A 23,001-nucleotide genomic window follows, 5' to 3' on the forward strand; every position below is an offset into this window, starting at 1 on the left:
GGTTATGCTGAACAATTTGTCCAAAAATTCGGATTAAATTTGCAATCTACCATATCCAAATATCCAGTCACTTATAAAAGTGACAATTTGGGACTAATATGCGGCATAATCGCGATAATAAAAACCAACTAAGCTATATCGTACTGCTACTGGGCACATCATACCGTGGCAGTATGACAATTTCAATTGAAAAATCGTCAAAATATTAATCTCCGTTTTTTAAGTCGTAATTTTTGGCAATCTTCTTCACGACAACCCAACCTCTCCTCAATTAATATTACTGACTACTCCTCACACAATCTCCAACTACGAAACATTATCAACGCTCGCCTTGCCAAATAATTGACCCCTCCCCAATTAATATTACGACTGCCATCGAAAATATTCAGCTACAGTTTCAAATACTTAAAATTGTTTTGAAACTGTGATGAAATTAGCAATTGGCTGACCGTAATGGAATCGTCCTGAAAGTGGCGTTAACGGGCGTTTTTTGCCCGTTTACACCACGGACGTCTTTTGAGACCTGGTTTTAGGGCTCAAAAGCGAGGTTCAAGACGTTTCTCAGGCTTGGACCGGTCCCAGGACGATGGAATTACGGTCGGCCAATTGCGGCAATAACCAACGACTAAAAGTATAAAAAAAGCGCCCCTATCCAAGATAGCGGGCGCTTCATACCGTTTCGCAAAGCGAACAGGATTTATTTAATTATGCAGCCAAAGCCTTTTTAGCTTCTTCAACTAATGTCTTGAAGGCATCAGCATCGTTAACAGCTAAATCAGCTAACATCTTACGATTCATGTCGATGTTAGCAAGCTTCAAACCGTGCATTAATTTGCTGTAGCTAATGTCGTTCAAACGAGCTGCCGCGTTGATACGGGCAATCCAAAGACGACGGAAGTCACTCTTACGCTTCTTACGATCGCGGAAGGCGTATTCGTATGACTTCATTACTTGGTCCTTAGCAACCTTAAATTGGATATGCTTAGCACCACGGTAACCTTTAGCTAATTTTAAAATACGTTTACGACGTTTGCGTGTTACAGTTCCACCTTTTACTCGAGCCATCTTATTTCCTCCTAGATTTAACTAAAACGTGTTAATTATTTTTGTAATAACTTGTGATATGTTTTGACCATTGGCTTTTCGATCACAGCCGTACCACGTAATTGGCGACGTTGTTTCTTAGTCTTACCATGGAAACGATGACTAGTGAAAGCGTTGGCGCTCTTAATGTTACCTTTAGCGGTTACTTTAAAACGCTTTGCTGCAGCGCGGTTTGTCTTTTGTTTTGGCATAATCAATAATCCTCCTAGAAATTACTTCTCAGTTTTTGGTGCAAGCACTAAGAACATGCTCCGGCCGTCCATCTTAGGATAGGCTTCAACCGTTGAATATTCTTTAGTGGCTTCAATCATTCGATTCAAGACTTCGCGACCAATATCCTTGTGGGTAATGGCACGGCCCTTGAAACGAATGGAGACCCGAACTTTGTCACCTTTTGACAAGAACTTTTCAGCATGTTTCAGCTTCGTGTTAAAGTCATTAGTGTCAATGGCCGGACTCAAGCGAACTTCCTTAATGCTGACCACTTTTTGTTTCTTACGGGCTTCGCGTTGTTTCTTTTGTTGCTCGAAGCGGTACTTCCCATAATCCATAATTCTGGCTACGGGTGGTTTAGCTTTCGGCGCAACTAATACAAGGTCTAAGCTTGCATCTTCGGCAATCTTCATTGCATCTTGTCGTGACTTGACACCTAATTGTTCACCATCACTGGCAATCAAACGCACTTCACGAGCGCGGATGCCGTCATTAACCATCGAATCCTTAGCTATGGTAATTCACCTCCGTAAAATTTAGAGAAATTCACAAAAAGAGCGGGCGCATAATACGCCCGCTCAACCCCGTTAATGGGAATCAATTCATCGTTCATCTGCCCGATAACAATGGTTACCAAGGCGAGAAGCGGGTGCTTCTGCTTTTTTTCTCAACTCCAATACTATATCAGAATTGAAAAATAGTGTCAAGGGATTTATTTACTTGCGCCACGACTGTAGTTCTTAACTTCTTCAGTAATCGCGTTGATAAACATGTTGACCCCTTCTGATTCGGTCCGTTCTTCCCCGTATTTACGGACAGAGACGGAACCGTTTGAAACTTCTTGGTCACCGACAACTAACAAGTATGGGATCTTCTTCGTTTGTGATTCACGAATCTTGTAACCCATCTTTTCGTTGCGGTCATCGATGCTGACCCGGATACCATTTTCAGCTAAACGGCGACGAACCGTTTCAGCGTAGGCCCCATGAGCACCGTTGTTAACTGGGATAATCGTTACTTGCTTAGGCGCTAACCAAGTTGGGAAAGCCCCCTTGTAGATTTCCGTCAAGTAAGCGGTGAAACGTTCCATCGTTGAAACTAACCCACGGTGAATCATCACTGGACGATGTTCTTCACCATCAGAACCAACGTACTTCAAGTCGAAGCGTTCTGGTAATAAGAAGTCTAATTGGATGGTTGATAACGTTTCTTCGCCGCCAAGGGCCGTCTTCGTTTGCACGTCCAACTTAGGACCGTAGAAAGCAGCTTCCCCTTCAGCTTCGAAGTATTCCAAGCCCATGTCATCCATAGCGGACTTCAACATCTTTTGGCTGCGTTCCCACATGGCATCGTCATCGAAGTACTTTTCCTTGTTTTGTGGATCGCGGTAGCTTAAACGGAACCGGTAATCTGAAATATCGAAGTCTTTGTAAACTTCAACCATCAAGGACAAGATCTTCTTGAATTCTTCTTCGATTTGATCTAAAGCCACGAAAGTATGACCATCATTCAAGGTCATTTCACGAACCCGTGATAACCCAGTCAAGGCACCAGATTTTTCGTAACGGTGCATCATCCCTAATTCGGCAATCCGCAATGGTAATTCACGGTATGAGCGAATATGATGATTGTAAATTTGGATATGTGATGGGCAGTTCATTGGCCGTAATTCCAATTGTTCGCCATCACCCATGTCCATTGGTGGGAACATATCTTCACGATAATGGTCCCAATGACCAGATTGCTTGTAAACATCCAAGTTAGCTAAAACTGGGGTGTAAACGTGTTGGTAACCATTGGCAACTTCTTTGTCGATGATGTAACGTTCGATTTGACGACGAATCGTGGCACCATTTGGCATCCAGTAAGGTAAGCCGTTCCCGACTTTAGGATCAACGAAGAACAAATCAAGTTCGTTCCCGATAACCCGGTGGTCGCGTTCACGGGCTTCTTGACGCCGCTTCAAGTCAGCATCTAAGTCCTTTTGCTTCAAGAAAGCTGTCCCGTAAATCCGTTGCAACATTGGGTTGCTGGATTTACCTTGCCAGTAAGCACCGGCAACGGACAATAACTTGAATACTTTGACTTTACCAGTGGATGCTAATTGCGCGCCATCCGATAAATCAACAAAGTCGCCTTGCTTGTAAACAACCACTTGGCCATCATTTTCAGCGGCGCGGTCGTTAACTAAGTCTTGTTGGTAAGGATCATCGCCAACTAACGCTAAGGCATCATCTTTGGATAATACTTCACGCGTAATTGGTAAGTTTTCTTTGATGATAGCTTGCATCTTCAAGCTGATAGCTTCCAAGTCGTCTTCACTAACTTGTTTGCCATCTTCATCAGGATTGTCGGTATCGAAATAAAACCCGTTTTCGTTACCAGCACCACTCCCAAAATTAACTTTCGGGAATAATTGTTTAACCGCGTTAGCTAATACTTGCGCAGCAGTTTGACGTAAAACGGCTAACCCTTCGTCACTGTCAGCAGCAACGATTTCGATTGACCCATCAGTAGTAAGTGGTTGCCGATAATCAACGACGACATCGTTGAACTTCCCAGCAACTGACCGTTTGGCCAATGAGGGACTGATTGACTTTGCAATATCTTCAGTGGTAACGCCAGCATCGAATTGCTTTTCAGCGCCATCAGGGAACTTAACATTAATACTTGCCATAAAATACTTCACTCCTTCAAAATTTACCCACTCACCAAAACACCGCGCCGGGACGACAAAAAAGTCCCTAATGCCAGACTAAACTAGCATTAGGGACGTGATTGACGTGGTTCCACCCGATTTTTCAGCACGTTAAACGTACTGACTCATTAGCGCTAATAACGGACGCGTTCCGGCTCATTAGAGCATGTTCACAAAAGTGGTATCTCTAATAATCCGGTCCGCAACTTCCAGAACTAGGTCGCAGTCTCTGTAATCCATGATAATTAGAGCGTGTCTTTTGCATCTGTTTTCATTAAACCACTTTTTAGTTAAAAGTCAACATTATTCATCAGGATTCAACCGGCGATTGCGGCCGACCATTTCGATTTCGGTGGCTAAGAACCGCACCCGTTGCATGATACGCGACGCTTTGACCGGTTCTTCATCCCCCTTTTGTGAAATCGTTAAGTAACCATCCTGCAATTCTTGCATCGAAAAGTTCGATGAAAAACACGTGGGTAATTCTTCTTGCATCCGGTATTCCAAAATAACGCCTAAGACGTCATCACGAATCCAGGTAGACGACGCATCCGCGCCAATATCATCAATCATTAGAATCGGCGACCGCTTGATGGCATCGACTTTATCTGCCGACGTATTGTTACTAATCGAGCGTTTCATTTCCACAGCAAAACTTGGAAAATGAATCAAAGTCGTTTGAAAACCCTTAGCCGCCAATTCATTGGCCATCGCACCTAACAAGTAAGTCTTCCCGACCCCAAAGGAGCCGTAAAAGTACAGCCCGCGATGGAACCGTTTGGGGGCTTGCGTATACGCGTCGATAAAGTCTAACGCCGACATTAGCGCGGTCGCCCGGTCTCCATCTTGGTCATACGATGATAAGTTCGCGGTTTGAATACTCTTAGGCATACTAATCGAACGGACCCTTTGTTTTAGTTCCCGTTCGGCTTGGGCTTCTTGTAATTGCGGCGTCGGTTGATAGGCAATATCAATTAAATGATTACTCATAATCAATGTCGGTTGATACCCCGGCGCTTGCGTTGGTTCGTGGCGTGCCACTTTACGTTTCTCTTCGCAAAATTCATAAAGCTTGGCCGCACTACGTTGCAGCGCATCTTTCGACAATTCTTGCTGATGAGCAGCTAAAAATTGGCGAACGTCCGGATCTTGATAAACCGCCGCCATCAAATCATCATAACGTTGATTTAAGTTACGCTGGTTCATTAACGTTTTTAAAGTATCAGAAATATTCTCCATCCTTAGCCCTCCTTATCAGTATTTGAATCTAACTTGGCAACCCGTTCTGCCAGTTGCTTACGTTGAGCCTCGGTCAACTGATTCGTGCCACTTTTAGCATTCGTCGGTTTGCTTTGTTTTTGGGCCCACTTCGGCATAACTTCTTTACGCGTTGGCCGTTGATTACGGCGGTTGTTTTTCCGTGCCGGCTGCTTAGGTTGTTGACGTTGTTTCAAGTACGCCAAAGCCGCTTCCGGTGTGGCAATATCGTGTTGCCGCCAATCATTGGCCACGGTTTCTAACAAATTACGGTTAAGCGCTGCTAACTCGCGATTTTGTAACAAGTAATAAATCACCATGTTGATGACGGCATTCGGTAAAATCCCGCCATTAACCAGATCATGCACTAAGCGATTTTCACCGCTAGTCACAAAACCATGCTTTTCTTTTTTGAGCGCATCCAAAAATTCATATGGCGGCGTTTGCTTGGCTAAATCAATCAATTGTTGTTCGGGCGCTGTCAACTGGCCGGTCGTCTTAGTGGCCGGCGCCGCTGAAGTGGTTGACGCAGTTTCAGTCGTTGGTGCCACCGTGGGCATCGCCGCTGGTCGTTCGTAACGTCGCGCAATCAACAGTTTTAACTGGCTCTCATCAAATTGACCGGTCGTTAAACTAGCGACTTCACTAATCAACTTGGCCATTTCGACTTCATTAATCCCGTAGACCCGACTTTCCGTCATAATCAATTGCCGGGAGCTCGCAACTTGTTTTAGGTCGACGTAATTTTGTTGCAAGATTTGACCGAGCAATTGCCAGTCAAATCCATCGTCAGTCAAAATTGGCGTCGCATTACCCGTTGGTGCGGCACTCGCCACCTCCGCGCGAGCCGTTTGGACTTGCGTTGGGACATGGGTTACCTTTTGGGCATCGACATGGAAGACGTCCAAAATATTGGCCGTAACTTCGGATGCCTGTTTTAAATCTAACTGCGTTGGTGCAAACTGTTCAGCCAGTTGCTGAAAACGCAACTCACCCACAGTATCTAACAACAAGACACTTAATAAGTCATCGGCAAAAAACTGGTCCGCACTCATCGGTGCTTGCAGCTGATAAATATACAGCTCACCTAATTCGTCGTGCTGATAAAAACTCTTGAGCAGCCCCGTCGCTTCTAACTTACGCCGCGCAGTTAGCACCGTGGGTAAATCAACATTTAAAATGCCGAGTAATTCAGCATGACTGCGCCGATTACTCAATTCATTTTCAGGACTTTGTAAACTACGGAGAGCCGCGTACAAACTATATGCAAGCGGCCCAATTAATGGTAAATACAATTCCGCCACAATGGCTTGTTGCGCCGCACTTAAAGCCAGCGCCCGCGGCACAACTAGCCCAACTTTGGGCGTTAAGTTTGGTTCCGCATTCGGCATCTTGTTCACCATTCTTTTTTATTCATCTTTTTTCGACGACTTGTCAGGCGCTTTGCGCGCTTTCGGGGCGGGCTTAGCCGCCTTGACTTTGTCGCGTTCCATCATATCTTGGAGTTCATTTAAGAAGACATGCATATCTTTAAATTGCCGGTAAACACTAGCAAACCGAATATATGAGATTTCATCAATATCCGCTAGTTTTTCCATGACATATTCCCCGATGACTTGGCTCGAAATTTCATTTTCACCTAAGGCCCGGACTTTATTTTCGACGTCATCAACGATACCGGTCATGGTTTCCATGCTAACCGGGCGTTTTTCGGCCGAGCGAATAATCCCGCGTAAAACCTTCTCACGGTTAAATTCTTCGCGGGCGCCGTTTTTCTTAATGACTAACAATGGCGTTGCTTCGACCCGTTCAAAGGTCGTAAATCGGAAGCCACAGTTTTCACATTCCCGGCGCCGCCGAATAACGCGACCATCATCAGTTGGCCGACTATCAACAACGCGCGAACCATTATGATGGCAGTGTGGACATTGCATAGACTTCTCACCTCATTTTTGACTGTTTTCTTTGCGATTTTTGGTAGTGATCAGGCAGTCGTGGGACTTAATTGCCGCCTGCCGGTTGGGCCGCACAATGCTGGAACGTGGCGGGCACAACTTTGAGCCGAAAACCCGCGTCTCAAAGCTTGGCCTTTCACTAGGCGAGCCCAAAACACTCACCAAGTGAAATTTCACCACTGAGCATTGTGCGGCCCGCCCTCTCGGCTAGATACGGTTCACTTCATAAGTGACCCATAATAAAAATAACTCCGGTTACCCGAACCATCACTAATCATTCGATTACTAATTATTTTAAACCACTAATTGGCAATTCAATACGTTGCTAAACTACACAGCAATTACGACGCATGTACCAATCATTGATACTACTAGTTTACCATAAGCAATTAGTATGAATACCCATTTATAACATTCGTAGTACGAGCCCTTTGCCAACCGAAGTCGCGCGGTGTCGATGTCCTTAGCGAGCGTTTTGTGCTCGGTTAAGACATGGGCCGAGTTAGTAGACTTACGGGTTTTGTAAGGCTACTAACCGCCCTGGGGACCGCTGTTTGGCCCCAGGTCTGCCCCACGGCGCGACTTCAGTTGGCAAAGCGCGGCAAGTACCCGCAAATATTTATTAATTAATAGTTTTCAGCCATTTTAACACGGCGGTTCTTGTTTTATCAACGTTTTGTCCATTATCGATGACGACATCGGCGCGCTGGGCCTTCGTGGTTAACGGTAATTGGCTGTCAATCCGCGCTTGCGCCGCGGCTTCATCCAAGTGGTTGCGGGCCATCAATCGTTGTAATACCACGGCTGGCGGCGCGCTGACCACGATGACTTGGTCGCAAATATGGTCCCAGCCACCTTCAAATAATAGCGGCACGTCTAAAATAATGGCGCGCGGAGCTTTTTTTCCGGCAGCCACGATGGCCGTTAGAATTGCCTGTTGAATGGGCATCCGGGTAATCGCATTTAATTCGGCTAGCTTAGTGGCATCGTTAAAGACTAAGTGTCCAAGCCACGGCCGATTTAAACTGCCATCCGCCAGTAAAACTTGCGGCCCAAAATGCGCGGCAATTGCTTGGGTCGTTGGCATACCGGGTCCCTCAACTTTCCAAGCGATTTTATCCGCATCGACAATTGGCAGTCCTGCCTGCGCCAATATGTTAGAAACCGTCGATTTTCCAGTGGCGATGCCACCGGTTAAGCCTATCAGTTGCGTCATTTACTACTCACCTACAATTGTTGTTCGTGTGGACAAAAATGGGTGCCGCGTTGGGCGACCTTGATTTTTTCAATCAAGGTCCCGCAGCGTTCACACGGTTCGCCTTCGCGGCCGTACACGTGCAGCTGATTTTGAAATTGCCCGGCTTCACCAAATGCCGTGGAAAACGAATGCACCGTCGTCCCATGACCCTTGATGGCCATCGCCATTTCATCAATGATATTTTGGCGTAACGTCGCAATTTCGTCGTCAGTTAATGAATTAGCGGGGCGCATCGGATGAATCTTACTCATCCAAAGCGTTTCATCAGCATAAATATTGCCAATGCCGGCAATTTTACTCTGATCCAAAATTAGCGGTTTAATCATCTTTTTTGACTTGGCGAAAATGTCCGTCAAATAAGCGATGGTCAGTTGGTCGGCCACTGGTTCGGGACCAATCGTTTTGAGCCCGGCCACCGTGACTTCTTCACCGGTTGGCACTAAGGTCATCCGGCCAAACTTGCGCGTATCATTGTAAAGTAAGTCGCGGTCATCGGTGAGATGAAAGACGACGTGCGTATGTTTAGTACGCCCCTCATCTTGAGGCACGACATTATATTTACCTTCCATGCGCAAATGTGACACCATCGTCAGCCCATTGCCGAAGCGGAATAACAAATACTTTCCCCGCCGGTCGACTTTTTGAATCGTTTGGCCAGCTAAGCGTTGCTTAAAACTTTCAACGTCGTTATTAATAATTTTTGGCCAGTAAACATCGATACTGCTAATCGTGGCGCCCTTAACGAGTCGGTTCAACCCGCGCCGAACGGTTTCAACTTCTGGTAATTCTGGCATACGTTCACTTCCTATTTTGCATCGTACCAAGTATTGCCGAAATGACTTTCGACTTTTAATGGCACTTCCAATTGCACCGCGGAATCCATAACACTTGGTACTAATTTTTCCAAGACGGGGATTTCGTCGGCCGGTGCTTCAAAAATCAATTCATCATGCACTTGTAATAACATCGTCGCTTGTAAACCGGCTTCTTTGAGTTTCGCTTGCATGTTGATCATCGCAATCTTGATGATATCCGCGGCACTCCCTTGAATTGGCGTATTCATCGCCGTCCGTTCCGCAAAAGAGCGTGCGTTGAAAGACTTGGCGTTGATGTCTGGCAAGTACCGACGCCGATGGGCAATCGTTTCCACGTAGCCTTGGTCGTGCGCTTTTTTGACGATTTCATCCATATACGCTTTGACGCCGGGATATTCTCGGAAATACGAGTCAATGAACGCTTTGGCTTGTTTCCGGGTGATTCCGATATTTTGTGACAAACCGTAATCGCTAATCCCGTACACAATCCCAAAGTTGACCGCTTTAGCTTGCCGGCGAATATTGGGCGTTACTTTATCTGGCGAGTCCAAATTAAAGATGCGCATCGCGGTCGCCGCATGGATGTCGTCGCCTTCTTTAAAGGCCGCTTGCATATTCTCATCATGAGTAATGTGCGCTAAGACCCGCAGTTCAATTTGCGAATAGTCTGACGAGAAAATTTGCCAACCATCATGACTCGGCACAAAGGCTTGACGAATCTTACGCCCTTCTTCTAATCGTACCGGAATATTTTGTAAGTTCGGGTCAACCGATGAAAGGCGCCCCGTTTGCGTCAACGTTTGTAAGTACCGAGTATGGACTTTTTGGTCACTCGAGTGAATGGCGTCGAGTAAGCCTTCCACATACGTCGATTGAATTTTTGAAATTTGACGATATTTCAAGATATTATCAACGATTGGTGCTTCCGGTGCTAATTTTTCTAACACATCAACGGCTGTTGAATAACCGGTCTTCGTCTTTTTGATGACGGGTAATTTCATCTGTTCGAATAAAATATGCCCGAGTTGTTTGGGCGAATTAATGTTGAATTCCTCGCCCGCTTCGTTATAAATCGTTTGTTCGATTTCAGCTAGGCGTTCTTTGAATTGACTCCCCATCGCTTTAAGGGTATCGGCATCGACCTTAATCCCAGCCATTTCCATTTGAGCCAAAACTAAAGCCATTGGTTTTTCAATATCGTGATATAACGGTGTTTGTTCATTCTCATCGAGCTTCTTTAATAGTTCGGGCTTCAATGCCGCCATCGCTGCTAATTTCCGGGCTAAATGACTGAAGAAAATATCATCATCGTCGGGAATCGCCCGTTTGACGCCTTTGCCATAGACCGTTTCATCGGTTGGCAATTCCGTATAACCGTGTTGTTCCGCTAAGTTGCCTAAATCATTACTGTTATCATTCGTATCCAGCAAGTATGAAACGAGCAACAAGTCAAAGTCCACGGCCTTAAGCGTCAAGCCTAACCGGTGCAGGCCAACGATCGTCCGTTTCATGTCAAAGACATCTTTTTGAATCGTCGAGCTAGCCAAAATGTCGGCGACCGCTGGTGTCATCAATAATTCCACGTCACGACTAATGTACCAGTGGCCGTCAAAGCCTAGCGCAAAACCCGCAAACGCCGACGTGTGGTAGTTAGGCGTTGGCATTTCCAAGTAAAAATCAACGTGATCTTTGAATTGCGCCAAATCGCCCAAATTTTCTTTGGTTAAAACGGTATATTCAATCGGCGCCGCGGGTTCAGCGGACTGCACGTTCAACTTCTTCAAAAATGATTGAAAATCCATTTCCGTGTAAAATTCAGCCAACGTTTCAATGTTGGGCCCTTCGTAAGCTAAATCAGCTAACCCAACGGCAATCGGCGCATCGCGTTTGATGGTCGCTAAGACTTTCGCGCGCGTCGCCAAGTCATGGTCCTCAATTAAATGTTCTTTCATCTTGCTCTTTTTCATGCCGTCAATATTTTCGTAGACACCTTCAATTGAGCCGTATTCTTTGAGTAACTTGAGGGCCGTTTTTTCACCGACTTTGGTAACCCCGGGATAATTATCAGAAGTATCGCCAGTGAGCCCCTTCATATCAATAATTTGCGCGGGCGTAATCCCGAGCTTTTCTTGGACATGTTCGGGGGTATAGCGTTCCACTTCAGAGACCCCTTTGACCGTCACGGCGACCGTCGTATGGTTGGTCGTTAATTGCGTTAAATCACGGTCCCCGGTAACGATAGTCGTCGTATATCCGGCCGCATCGGCTTGACCCGCCAAGGTCCCGATGATGTCATCGGCTTCGTAGTCTTTAAGCTTGTAATGTTGAATGCCATAAGCATCTAATAATTTTTCAATGTAGGGCATCTGTTCAGAAAATTCGCCGGGGGTCTTGGCCCGGCCACCCTTATAGTTATCGAACATTGCCGTCCGAAAAGTCGTTTTACCGGCATCGAAAGCCACTAACATATCCGTTGGTTCAACCGCTTTAATCATGTGGTCGAGCATCGTATTGAAGCCGTAAATGGCATTGGTGTGCAATCCATCCGCGTTAACGAAACGATCCAGTTGATTATGCAGCGCGAAAAACGCTCGAAACGCGACGCTATTGCCATCGATCAATAATAATTTTTTTGCCATTAATTTGCGCTCCCTTGAGTCGAAGTATTTCCTTAATTGTACCAAAAAAACGCCAACTAGTGGTAGTTTCGGCGGTTAGCTCCTAAATCGTCAGCGTTTTAGCAGTCAGCCTAAAAAAAAGAGCCCAGCCATAGCTGAACTCTTGCATGAATTTTAAATTAATCGCGGCTTGAGCCAGCGAAGATTTGAACGAAGTATAGGAACAAGTTAACGAAGTCCAAGTAGAGTTGCAAAGCACCGGAAACGGCTAACCCGGTTGACGAAACTTGGTCACCATATTTCAAGTACATGTTCTTCATGTTGTTAGAATCCCACATTGATAACCCGGCAAAAATCAAAACACCGATAAATGAGAAGACGTAACTAATCGCAGCACTTTGTAAGAACATGTTAACGATTTGTGCGACCAGCAATCCAATTAAAGCGGCAAATAAATGCGTGCCTAGCTTGGACATGTCGCGCTTGCTCGTTAACCCGATGACTGCCATCGTCCCAAAGACGGCCCCGGCGGCAAAGAACGCACCGGTTAAAACAGCTTTGGTGTATAACGCCAAGGTAACGGACATTTCAACCCCGAAAATCACGGCAAACAGCATCAATAAAGTAAAGCTGGCCGCGGGATTGCGCGTCGCATTCTTTTGAATCCCACCAATCATCGCAAACATGCTGACGATAAAGATAATCAACATAATCATGGGATGGGTACTGAACAACGCATTAATTTGCGCTTGGAAAACCGTCATGGATAATGCGACTGAAATCGCTGAAACTAAAACGGCTAACGTCATGAAACCGTACATCTTAGTTAAGAAGCTCCGCAAGCCGACTTGGGTATTAATCGTCTGGGGTTGCGGATCATTTTGAAAATTATTCATAGAATCCCTCTTTCACCTAAAACTTGAATACAAACTCCTGATCTGAGTTCAAAGCACTAATTGAGTGGCAATCATTGCCGTCACTAACGCTGGGTCAGTGACCAACCTCACGCTAGTTTTTCAATTGTGTGGTCGAAAATTAACATCTCAATCAGTCACCTCAACTTTCTTGACATCTAGTGTATCAGATTAGTCAGGGAAGGTAAAACAGTTTGTACATGTGAATTCTATAAGAATTTCTTATATTCAAGAAAGCGATGCCATTTTTAACTTTAGTATCAACGACTATTCAATTACACATTTACTTTTGGAAATTTTTTTAATCTCTCTAAATAGATTTGACAGACCTTACGTAAATATAAAGTGTAGACATGTTCCAGCCACTTCATTGATTCTTACTTTTAGCATAGTAAAAATGATTTGTACAGCATTCAGCAAACCCTATTTATCCATATTAAACAAGAGGTGAGGTATGTGAAAAAGCTATCCGAAAGATTTGTTAAAAAAAGCATCGAAGCCTTTATCATGGGTATCGAAATTTATAACAAGCCTACTCTTCGCTATAGAATTGAGGGCTTTTCGTTTTTTGTAATCAATGCTTGGGAATTGATGCTGAAAGCCGAGTTGCTGAAGCAAAACATCAATATCTATTATAAAAACCAACCTTCAAGAACACTTAATATCACGAATATTATTAACAAAGTCTACACGGATAAAAATACGAGGATCCGACTAAATCTTGAAAAAATAGTTGAACTTCGTAATTTAAGCACTCACTATATCACTGAAGACTATGAAGTTAAGTATGCGCCATTGTTTCAGGCATGTGTCTTAAACTTCACAAACGAAATCAGAAAATTTCATGACATTGACCTGACGGAATACATGCCACAGAATTTTTTAACAATATCCACTCGATTTGAACCACTGTCTGACGAACAAATTAAATTGAAATATCCACCTGAAATCGCAGAAAAATTCATTACTCAAGCAAATGAAATTGACGTCTTGAGTCGGGAATATGATTCAGATAAATTTTCAATCAATATCAGGCAAAATCTTTACATCTCTCGAAAAAAAGGAGCAGCTGATTTCACCATTAATATCGATAATACATCAGAAAACAAAGTTGCCATAGTCAAAGAAATAAAGGATCCATCTGATACTCATAAATACTCCTTTAATACAGTGATTAGTGCCGTTCAAAATCGATTAGTAAAAAAGAAAATAATATTGGACTATACACCTGGCTTCAACCAATACATTTTGAAAATGATTATTGACTTTTACAACGTAAAACAGAATCCTAGCTTTGCTTTTCAACACGTCATTGGAAAACAACAAAGTTACACTTACTCTCAAGGTTTTGTTGAATTCATCGTGAGCGAGATTGCAAGAAATCCTAGCACATTTGTTGCAAGTCTTAAGGCGCAAAAAAAAGATAACCCCAGGCACATAGGAATTGCTCAGTACATAATTGTACCTACCCCATTTGGGACCCAGTGTTATTCCTTCCCGAGTTATCTTTTATCCTATATTAACCAAAAATACAATTGTAGTCAATCATATCGTTCACACATACACAAAAAACACACTGCCTCATCAAGACTGCAGTGTGTTCACATCAAACAATTATTTCATTTGATCTTCGTAAATCTTTTCATATTTTTGAATATCGCCGGCGCCCATGAAGACGACTACGGCATCATGATAAGCCGTTAATGCACTCATATCATCGGTCGTAATGATTTCGCCGCCGTTTGGTAACTTGGCTGCTAAGTCTTTCGAAGAAACATCGCCGCTCTTTTCACGCGCGGAACTAAAGATATTCGTCAAGAAGACATGGTCCGCTTTGCTCAAGCTAGCCGCAAACCCGTCCATTAAGGCTTTCGTCCGGGAATAAGTGTGCGGTTGGAAAACGGCTAAGATTTCTTTGTCGGGATACTTTTGACGAGCGGCATCTAACGTCGCTTTGATTTCAGATGGATGATGCGCATAATCATCAATCATGACCATATCGCCCACGGCATGTTCTGAGAAGCGGCGTTTAACCCCACTGAAGTTCAACAATTCTTTGCGAATCTCATCTAAGTCCACTTTTTCAAAGTAAGATACCGCGATAACGGCCGTACTATTCAAGACGTTATGTTCACCGAACAATGGAATTTCAAATTCACCTAAAGATTCATCGTGATATTTGACTTCAAACGAAGAACCCTTCGTGGTCCGTTTGATGTTAACCGCTTGGAAATCATCCCGGTCTTTCGTCCCGTAATAATAAATTGGCGTTTCAACATCTAATTCACGCAAACTTTCGTCGTCGCCCCAGGCAAAGATACCTTTTTTGACTTGGCTACCGAATTGCGCAAACGCCGACCGCACGTCATCCAAATCTTTATAATAATCAGGATGGTCAAAGTCGACATTCGTCAGGATGGCATAATCAGGATGGTAAGCGCAGAAATGACGCCGATATTCGTCAGCTTCAAAGACGAAGAAGCGCGCATCCGGAGTGCCTTTCCCGGTCCCATCACCAATTAAATAACTCGTTGGGGCAATATTGCTTAAAACATGGGAAAGTAAGCCGGTCGTTGACGTTTTACCATGGGTCCCAGCGACCCCAATACTCGTGTAGCCTTCCATCAATTTACCTAAAAATTCATGGTAACGATAAACGGGCAAGCCCATCGCCCGGGCTTTTTTGATTTCAGGATGATCATCGGTAAATGAGTTCCCAGCAATCACGGTCAAGCCTTCATGAATATTGGCTTCGTCAAAAGGTAACATTTTGATGCCGGCTGCGGCTAACCCTTTTTGCGTAAACGTGTATTGTTCAATATCGGAGCCTTCAACTTGGAAGCCCTTATCATGCAAAATCAAGGCTAAGGAACTCATCCCAGAACCCTTAATACCTACAAAATAGTAAACTGTGTCTTTATCCATTGTTGTACTAATCTCCCATGTTTGCAATTCGACCCAAAAACGGTGAATCGTTTAATTTTTTGATTATGAATTAGCTTGTAATTTAGTTAAATCATCGGCACTAAAATAAATATCGCGTGGTTTCGACCCTTTAGCTGGTGAAACATAGCCACGGCCTTCTAAATCGTCAATGATATTAGCTGCACGATTATAACCGACCGAGAATTTCCGTTGCAACTTCGACGTTGACACGGTGTCTTCCTCGGCTAAATAAGCTAACACTTCGGGCATTAATTCATCTTGATTTTTCGCCGCTTCTTCATGTTTCATCAAGCTATCTGGTTGAAATTCGTAATGCGGCGCTGCTTGATCACGCACATATTGGGCAATGTCATCAATTTCACTGTCGACATACGTCCCTTGCAGACGAATCGGCGTACTTTGGCCATTTCCGAGATATAACATATCCCCACGACCAAGTAAGCGTTCGGCCCCACTGGCATCTAAAATCGTTCGTGAGTCAATTTGACTGGCGACCATAAAGGCGACCCGGGTTGGAATATTATTTTTAATCAAGCCAGTCACGACATCCACACTAGGACGTTGCGTGGCGACTAACAAATGAATTCCGGCAGCCCGCGCCTTTTGGGTGATGCGGGCAATATAATCTTGCACTTCACTGGAAGCGACCATCATCAAGTCCGCCAATTCGTCGATGACAATGACGATATATGGCATCTTCAAGCTTGGTTCATGGTGATCTTCAGCTAACTGATTAAATTGCTCGATATTCCGCGCGCCACCAGCCGCCAATTTGTCATAGCGATTGTCCATTTCATCCACGACCCACTTCAACGCAGCCGAAGCGGCTTTCGGTTCTGAAATCACTGGCGCAATCAAGTGTGGCACCTTATCATATGGTGCCATTTCAACGGCCTTCGGATCAATCAACAAGAGTTTGACTTCTTGCGGATTGGCCTTATACAGCAATGATACCAAAATACTATTAATAAACACCGATTTACCAGAGCCAGTGGCCCCAGCAATTAAACCGTGCGGCATCTTCCGCAAGTCCGTCACTTGTGGTTGGCCGAATAAGTCGACCCCTAGCGCCACGGTTAATGGTGATTTGCTTGTTTTGAATTTTTCGGAGTTTAAAACTTCCGACAACATTACCGGCCGCGACTTCTTATTCGGAATTTCAATGCCGACCGTGTTACGACCAGGAATCGGAGCTTCAATCCGAATATCTTTAGCCGCTAAGGCCAACTTCAAATCATCATTCAAATTGGTGATTTTGCTGACTTTGACCCCGCGGGCTAATTTCACTTGGAATTGCGTGACGGTCGGTCCAATAGTCCAATCGACCACGTTAGCATCCACACCAAAGGCATCCAGCGACTCGTCTAAGGCGCTGGCCTTACTTTCAATCCAATCATCCATTTCAGATTCATCCGGCACAACTGGGGCTTTTAACAAGTCTAATGGTGGCAAATGGTACGCCGCCAAAGCTTTATCATCGAGCACTGGTGCGGCCGAATCCGGATTATGGGGTGCTTCTACGGGCGCACTAGTTGGCGCCACCGTTGCTGCTACCGGCATCGGCGCCGTGGTCGTCGGACTAACTGGCCGTGCGGGCGTAATTGCGCGCGGGGCCGGCGTTGGTTGCACGCGTGGTTGCGCGCCAACCGGTTGATAAGGTTCTTCAGCTTGCGCAGACGTAGTAGCGGTTGGTGACACCGTGGTAGTCGTTGGCGTCGTGGTATTTTCTACCGTAGCCGCGGTCGTCACACTCCCCTCCTCCGCTTTAGGCGCATCCTTAAATAACGCCAAATCAGATTGGGCATTGTGCTCCTCGGTCATAATATCGCCTAACGACAAGCCTAAGCCATGCGTTGGCGCCGTGCTTGGCGCAGTTGACTCCGCTTCAGCATCAGCCACGGCCATCGCCGCTAAACTAGCGACTTGGGCCGGCATCGAACTAGGCGCAGCCAATGACGTTTGTAACGCCGCTACTGCCGCTTCATCAGGTTCAAATACCGTGGTCGGATGCTGAAGAGCGGCCATCGACTGTTGCGCCGCTTTAGCACCAACACTGTCGGGCGTAAAGACTTCAGTTGCCACTGCTTGAGTCGTTTCAGTAGCTGTCGGGATTGATCGTGCGCGACTCGCTGAGGCAGAAGCCGGGGTCGTTACAGCAGCTGACTGCGGTTGTAACACTTCAGTTGGGGCCGTCGTTGACGTGACCGCTGCCGTTGACGCAGCAGAAGACTGCGGCTGAATGACTTCAGTCGGAGCTGTCGTTGACGCAACTGCTGATTGCGGCTGCAACACTTCAGTTGGGGCCGTCGTCGAAGCAACCGTTGCTTGAACGGTCGTTTGCGGCGCAATCACTTCGGTTGGAGCGGCCGTCGTCGCGGTGGCTTGCGGTTCAAAGGTGACCGTGGGTTCTGCCGCCGTGGCCGCCTGACTTAATTCAGGGTGGGCCAAGTCGACTAGTTCCAAATGATCATCGGTAACTTTAGCCATCAAAAAGAAGCTGTCGGGGGCTTTATGTAAGCTTGCTTCAACTTCCAAGTAGTTCGTCTGGTCGCTGTCCACGATCACCCCACCGGTTGCTAACGCCGGACTGATTTGAGCCGGAATTTGCGACGGATGGAAACTGCCATGCGTGCCACTGTTAAAGAGCTCCGCCTGGCTAGTGGCGCTGGTCGGAGTCGTTTGCGGCTTAACTGGCGCGGCTGACGAGACGGGCCGTACCGCTTGTGAGACGACCGGCTGGGCTTGACTAGTGGCGGCCGAAGCCGCACTGGTTGATTGACTGGCGGCCGAAACGGGTTTATTTGGTTTTACAATTGGATATTTCCGGAAAAAAGCCGGGCCATCATAATGGTTCATTTCAATCATCCTAATCAATAAGGTTAAGCATCAAACAACGTTTGCGCCCGTTTAAAGTCAAATGGTTCGCCAACGGGTTGATAATCAGCTGGCAAGATTAAAGCGCCCGGACGTTGTGGTGCGTTTGGTAATTTCAATTCGCGACCGGAAACGATCATGCCGTCACTTTCGATGCCTCGTAATTCACCGGGCCAAATAATTAAGCCATCCGGCATCATCGCACCAACTTTAGCAACCACGACCAAAATATCAGCTGCCATGTTCGGTGAGCCACTGACGATTTGGACCGTTTCAGTATCGCTGACCCGGGTTTTAGTTACTTTTAAATGGTCTGATTTTGGGTGGGCTTCAGCGGATTCAACATAACCCACCACAAACTTCGGGTCATCATCGACCACGAGTTCCGCTTCAAAATCATTAGCCGTTAATAATTGATTTAATTGGTCGACCTGTTCCGCGGTCAAATGCACTTGACCGTTCACTTCTAATTGGCCGAGGGTCTTCGAAACGTCAAAAAAGTTATAACCTAAAGTTTCACCAGTAGCGGTGTCACTAATACGCGTGACATTTTGATGGGTTTCAATTTTTTGGTCAGCGGTATCTGGTCGTAAAATAGCGATCAACGTATCGCCTAATTCAGTTGGATTGTAGCTTGTAATTAACATGTGAATCCCCTTTGCTCTCATTTTAGCGTTCAATTTAATATTATAGCCTATTTTGACTAATTCTTACTGATTAATTATGACTTTTCTTTATCAAAAGTATTGGTGGTATACCTAATTAACAAATTCATGCTAATCACTAGTAAGCACGCATTAAAAAACACACTATTTATTTTAGCATACTCCCCCGCGATTCTTAGAAACATGTGCCGACAAGTTTGCGACCAACTAAAAAAACGCCGGTCACCTTTTACCTAGTGAACCCGCATTTTTAATCGTTCTAGTCAGCCGACTTGAGCAGCCTAACACCAACATTATCGACCAACAGTGGCGAATTTTCGGCACCCTCGCTAATATTTTTATGATTGTGAACGCATAAAAGTAGTTATCCGGCGCAATTATATGATAATTTTTTGTATTTTTGCCCGAATCATTGGTATACTATTTCTGAACTTAAAAATATCCCAAGTTGAGTTGGTCGAAAGGAGCACGCAACATGCACAAACAAATTCAATATGGCGGCTTATTAGCGGTTGGGATGGCTGGTCTGGCCGGTGGTTTTTCCGTTGGCGGGCTTCTCAAGCGCCTGCGCCGACCAACCCCTAACCAAATTCTGAACCAAGTCAAACGGGCTTTCTTAAAAGAAGCGCCCATTGAAGGTTCATGGATTGAAATGAAAAAAGCCCCGTTACAAAAATTTGCCTTACGGACAGACGTTTACTATGGCGGTATCACTCGCTATGAAGACGGCCAACTAGTCCAATACGAATTTTTAGCCGATGCGAATACGGGTAGTATTTTAGATATTTATCGACTTTAATTATTTAAACGGGTGCCCCGGTGATTAGCTTGGCACCCGTTTCGTCCATAAAAATCGTAAAAATAGCAATGCGCGCCTGATGAAGTTTTAACTTCGTCAGACGCGCATTTTTGAATTGACCTACTGATATTACTGGGCCCAATAACCACTCAATCGACCGACTGTAATGGAATCGTCCTGAAAGTGGCGTTAACGGACGTCTTTTGAGACTTGGGTTTCAAGATCATCATAAGCGAGATTCAAGACCGCCTCTCAAGCTCGGACCGGTCCCATTACGGTCAGCCAATTGCGGCAATAACCAACTATTAGAAAGACCCTGTTGCGACCCCAGCGCCCAAAATGACGCCCGGTAATTTTGCGTCGCCGTATAAAAAATACCATGCTGTTGAATTGAAAACTCATCAATCTTAGCGCCGGTCTCCGTCACAATGGGATGGTTGATCAAATAATCGCCGCGCTTTGTCCAGGGCGTCCGATTTTTTTGATAATCATTTTTCGTGATACGTACCGTACTGGCTAAAATCGGATGACCACTCGTCATCAAATTCACTCGAACGGCCCCCGTTGGCGACAGCGACAGACCGCCCAAACATAACATCACGACCACCAACAATCCGCCAATAACTTTCACCATTATTTGTCCGTGTCGTTTCAAACAAATCACCTATCTTCCCAATTGGTTAGTCCGTATTTGCAATTAACCACATGTCTAATGTTAATTATACTAAGATACTGGGAAGTGGGACCCCAGCAGCATCGGGCTAGCTCGCATGCGGTGCTAGTCCCAAACCATCCTGACCACTGAACCGAAACAGCTTTCCTAATCGCTTCACTAATCCTTAATGTGCTAAATACCAGGCCTGAATTTGTTGGGCGGTCACCGCGGGCAAGTACCGGACTTCCACCAATTCCTCGCCATTGCCACTGCGCAATGAAACGTTCAAATGCGCCAAATTTGTTCTTGCCATCCAAATACTTTGGTGGACCCCAACCGCTTGGACTTTAGCGCGGGGCACCAGCCAAACTTGACGCCGAAACCAAGTCCCCGTCTGCAAGACTAATAAGTCGGCATTTAGCGTGGCCGCCCCCATTTGGTGGCCAGCATACCAGCCTTGCAAGCACGCCAAAACTAGCCATAATGGCCAACTCATGAGTACCCACTTTAAAAATACGGGGCGCCACCAAGCTAAGCCACCACTCAAGACCGCTAAAACACCGAACCACGCGATAACATTATTGCGGATCAATGCAAATTTCGCCCGCCCGGTTAAGTTAGTCAACGGTGGTAACTTGGTCGGTAACCAGTCAATGACCGGTTGCAAAACGGCTAATGCCTGATTTTGAGGTACTACGGGTAACAATAATAATTGATCATCGTCGTCGCTAGCCCCCACTTGACTCGCAGATAACACTTGCACGGTCATCAAATGTAACCATTGCCGTAAGACCGTCTGTTTGAATTTAACGGCCTGAATCTTAGTTCGACGAATATTAGCTTGATTCCGGTCAAAAAAGCCGTGCGTCACCGTTAAATTAGCCGGTGTGACCGCCAAGGTAAAATGATAATACTTTTGAATCACGTTCAAGTATGACGCGACCAATCCTAGTATGACGACGCTGACGAGCAGCAGGCCCCATTCCCACGGTTCAAAATGCGCCACCAAGCCACTGACCATGTCCCAAGTATGGCCATTCAACCAACGACTACCCTCACCCACTAACCAAATCAAAGCGATGACGATGGGAATAATTCCAATTGAGCTTAAAGCGTACAAATTCAAATCATGCCAAGCCACTTCAATCGCTGGTGATGTCGCACTGGTTGCAGCGACTGGTTCAACCTTCGTATCCACCGCGGCCGCTTCCACTGCCTCATCCGGCCGGTCTTTCATCGTGACTGCGATTGCATGCTGTTGTGCCAAATAATCGCCGACGGTTTGCGTCACTAGCGGCAACTTGATGCCATCTTCATCATCGACCCGTTCCGCCGTGGCAATGGTGACTTGCTCTAAATGTAACGGTCGCATGAACCAGCGTTGTTGACGCTGAACGGCTTGAATTTGACGATAAGGTAAGTGATGCACCTCCCGGAAAATAATGCCTTCATGAATCGTGAGACCAGTGGCGGTGATTTGATACGTGAAGCACCAATATCGTAAGCCGGCATCGACGACGGCCACCACAAATAAGGCGCCCATGCCAACAAGCACGGCTTGCCAGTACCGATCACGGAGATGCAACAATCCGGTTAACCAGAACACCCCGACGGCGAGGAAAAACGCCATTTGGACACTCTCATATAAAAATTGTAATAACGCCCATGCTGACAAATGTTTAGTTTTCATCGACTGACACCTGCGCTAATTGCATGATTTTTTCGCGCAATTGATTGGCGACCGTGGGCGTAACGCCATCAATATCATAACTATCGGCCGCGGTCGCAATCGAAACCGCTTGTAAGTGATTGAGCTGTAACAGCGGTCCGGCGTTCAAAGTGACATTCTGAATGCGACTGATTGGAATCGCGATGGTTTGTTTGAAAATAACCCCGTGGCGAATCGAAACTTCATTTTCGGTAATCGCATATCGCCAAAAGGCATAACGATATGGTATTAAGGCAAGTTCGACCACGACATCTAAAATACTTAAGATCAGCGCGGCTAGTGGTAGCCACCACCACCAATGCCAAATACTCTGGGCGCCCCATAGTGCAGCAGTAATGACCAAGTCAACTAGGCCACTAATGATGGCACTGCTCAGCCAAACTTTTTTAATCGTTACTGGTAATTGTTGTGTCATAATTTCCCCGTTCCCCTTTAAATCAGTCTTGCGGTCCCCACCGCAATTAGTTCATTAAGCGTACCATTAATCGGCACACGAAAAAA

At 45.6% G+C, this 23,001-nt stretch carries 18 protein-coding genes, 1 pseudogene and 1 other annotated feature; of the genes and pseudogenes, 2 read left to right on the plus strand and 17 right to left on the minus strand.

Annotated features, from left to right (window positions below; genetic code table 11):
• Positions 1-705: 705 nt before the first annotated feature.
• The 11 genes from rplT to DY78_RS02520 all read right to left on the minus strand — a co-directional run bounded on the left by rplT (position 706) and on the right by DY78_RS02520 (position 12,814).
• Positions 706-1,065, minus strand: a complete 360-nt coding sequence (gene rplT, locus DY78_RS02470; protein ID WP_024623798.1) for a 50S ribosomal protein L20 — start codon at positions 1,063-1,065, stop codon at positions 706-708.
• Positions 1,066-1,100: 35 nt separating this feature from the next.
• Positions 1,101-1,295, minus strand: a complete 195-nt coding sequence (gene rpmI, locus DY78_RS02475; RefSeq protein ID WP_024623797.1) for a 50S ribosomal protein L35 — start codon at positions 1,293-1,295, stop codon at positions 1,101-1,103.
• A gap of 21 nt (positions 1,296-1,316) precedes the next feature.
• The gene (infC, locus tag DY78_RS02480; protein ID WP_024623796.1) at positions 1,317-1,817 is read right to left on the minus strand and encodes a translation initiation factor IF-3; all 501 of its coding nucleotides are present in this window, start codon (positions 1,815-1,817) and stop codon (positions 1,317-1,319) included.
• 43 nt (positions 1,818-1,860) lie between these two features.
• Positions 1,861-1,984 (minus strand) — a sequence feature (ribosomal protein L20 leader region).
• 45 nt (positions 1,985-2,029) lie between these two features.
• Positions 2,030-3,994, minus strand: a complete 1,965-nt coding sequence (gene thrS / locus DY78_RS02485; RefSeq protein ID WP_024623795.1) for a threonine--tRNA ligase — start codon at positions 3,992-3,994, stop codon at positions 2,030-2,032.
• Positions 3,995-4,318: 324 nt separating this feature from the next.
• Entirely contained in the window at positions 4,319-5,254 is a 936-nt protein-coding gene (gene dnaI, locus DY78_RS02490; RefSeq protein WP_024623794.1) for a primosomal protein DnaI, read from the minus strand.
• Between the two features lie 2 nt (positions 5,255-5,256).
• Positions 5,257-6,663 carry a DnaD domain protein gene (locus DY78_RS02495; protein WP_024623793.1) on the minus strand — a complete coding sequence of 469 codons (1,407 nt, stop codon included), beginning with the start codon at positions 6,661-6,663 and terminating at the stop codon, positions 5,257-5,259.
• Between the two features lie 18 nt (positions 6,664-6,681).
• Complete coding sequence (nrdR, locus tag DY78_RS02500) at positions 6,682-7,206, minus strand: transcriptional regulator NrdR (protein WP_024623792.1); 525 nt, start codon at positions 7,204-7,206, stop codon at positions 6,682-6,684.
• A gap of 643 nt (positions 7,207-7,849) precedes the next feature.
• The gene (gene coaE / locus DY78_RS02505) at positions 7,850-8,443 is read right to left on the minus strand and encodes a dephospho-CoA kinase (protein WP_024623791.1); all 594 of its coding nucleotides are present in this window, start codon (positions 8,441-8,443) and stop codon (positions 7,850-7,852) included.
• Positions 8,444-8,454: 11 nt separating this feature from the next.
• Complete coding sequence (gene mutM / locus DY78_RS02510) at positions 8,455-9,279, minus strand: bifunctional DNA-formamidopyrimidine glycosylase/DNA-(apurinic or apyrimidinic site) lyase (protein ID WP_024623790.1); 825 nt, start codon at positions 9,277-9,279, stop codon at positions 8,455-8,457.
• Positions 9,280-9,290: 11 nt separating this feature from the next.
• Positions 9,291-11,939: a DNA polymerase I gene (polA, locus tag DY78_RS02515; protein ID WP_024623789.1), complete on the minus strand. Its 2,649-nt coding sequence runs from the start codon at positions 11,937-11,939 to the stop codon at positions 9,291-9,293.
• Between the two features lie 158 nt (positions 11,940-12,097).
• A complete protein-coding gene (locus DY78_RS02520; RefSeq protein ID WP_024623788.1) occupies positions 12,098-12,814 on the minus strand; it encodes a Bax inhibitor-1/YccA family protein in 717 nt (238 codons plus the stop codon).
• A 474-nt stretch (positions 12,815-13,288) separates the two neighbouring features.
• On the opposite strand from DY78_RS02520, the pseudogene DY78_RS02525 reads away from it, so the two are divergent.
• Positions 13,289-14,251: pseudogene (locus DY78_RS02525) on the plus strand (DUF3644 domain-containing protein); the annotation flags it as partial.
• A 195-nt stretch (positions 14,252-14,446) separates the two neighbouring features.
• On the opposite strand, the gene murC reads toward DY78_RS02525, so the two are convergent.
• From murC to ytpR, 3 genes are all read right to left on the minus strand, one after another.
• Entirely contained in the window at positions 14,447-15,757 is a 1,311-nt protein-coding gene (gene murC, locus DY78_RS02530) for a UDP-N-acetylmuramate--L-alanine ligase (protein WP_024623786.1), read from the minus strand.
• Between the two features lie 63 nt (positions 15,758-15,820).
• Positions 15,821-18,634: a DNA translocase FtsK gene (locus tag DY78_RS02535; RefSeq protein WP_024623785.1), complete on the minus strand. Its 2,814-nt coding sequence runs from the start codon at positions 18,632-18,634 to the stop codon at positions 15,821-15,823.
• 23 nt (positions 18,635-18,657) lie between these two features.
• Entirely contained in the window at positions 18,658-19,299 is a 642-nt protein-coding gene (gene ytpR / locus DY78_RS02540; protein ID WP_024623784.1) for a YtpR family tRNA-binding protein, read from the minus strand.
• Positions 19,300-19,792: 493 nt separating this feature from the next.
• Here ytpR and DY78_RS02545 point away from each other — a divergent pair, with 493 nt between their 5' ends.
• The gene (locus DY78_RS02545; RefSeq protein ID WP_024623783.1) at positions 19,793-20,116 is read left to right on the plus strand and encodes a PepSY domain-containing protein; all 324 of its coding nucleotides are present in this window, start codon (positions 19,793-19,795) and stop codon (positions 20,114-20,116) included.
• 226 nt (positions 20,117-20,342) lie between these two features.
• On the opposite strand, the gene DY78_RS02550 is transcribed toward DY78_RS02545, so the two are convergent.
• The 3 genes from DY78_RS02550 to DY78_RS02560 all read right to left on the minus strand — a co-directional run bounded on the left by DY78_RS02550 (position 20,343) and on the right by DY78_RS02560 (position 22,915).
• Positions 20,343-20,666, minus strand: a complete 324-nt coding sequence (locus tag DY78_RS02550; protein WP_156093427.1) for a hypothetical protein — start codon at positions 20,664-20,666, stop codon at positions 20,343-20,345.
• Between the two features lie 289 nt (positions 20,667-20,955).
• A complete protein-coding gene (locus DY78_RS02555; protein ID WP_024623782.1) occupies positions 20,956-22,461 on the minus strand; it encodes a PH domain-containing protein in 1,506 nt (501 codons plus the stop codon).
• On the minus strand, positions 22,451-22,915 hold the full coding sequence (locus DY78_RS02560) for a PH domain-containing protein (RefSeq protein ID WP_029778780.1): 465 nt from the start codon (positions 22,913-22,915) through the stop codon (positions 22,451-22,453). The genes DY78_RS02555 and DY78_RS02560 overlap by 11 nt, the downstream gene beginning before the upstream one ends.
• Between the last annotated feature and the right edge of the window lie 86 nt (positions 22,916-23,001).

The sequence above is a fragment of the Lactiplantibacillus fabifermentans DSM 21115 genome (genome assembly GCF_000498955.2).
In the GTDB taxonomy this organism is placed as follows: domain Bacteria; phylum Bacillota; class Bacilli; order Lactobacillales; family Lactobacillaceae; genus Lactiplantibacillus; species Lactiplantibacillus fabifermentans.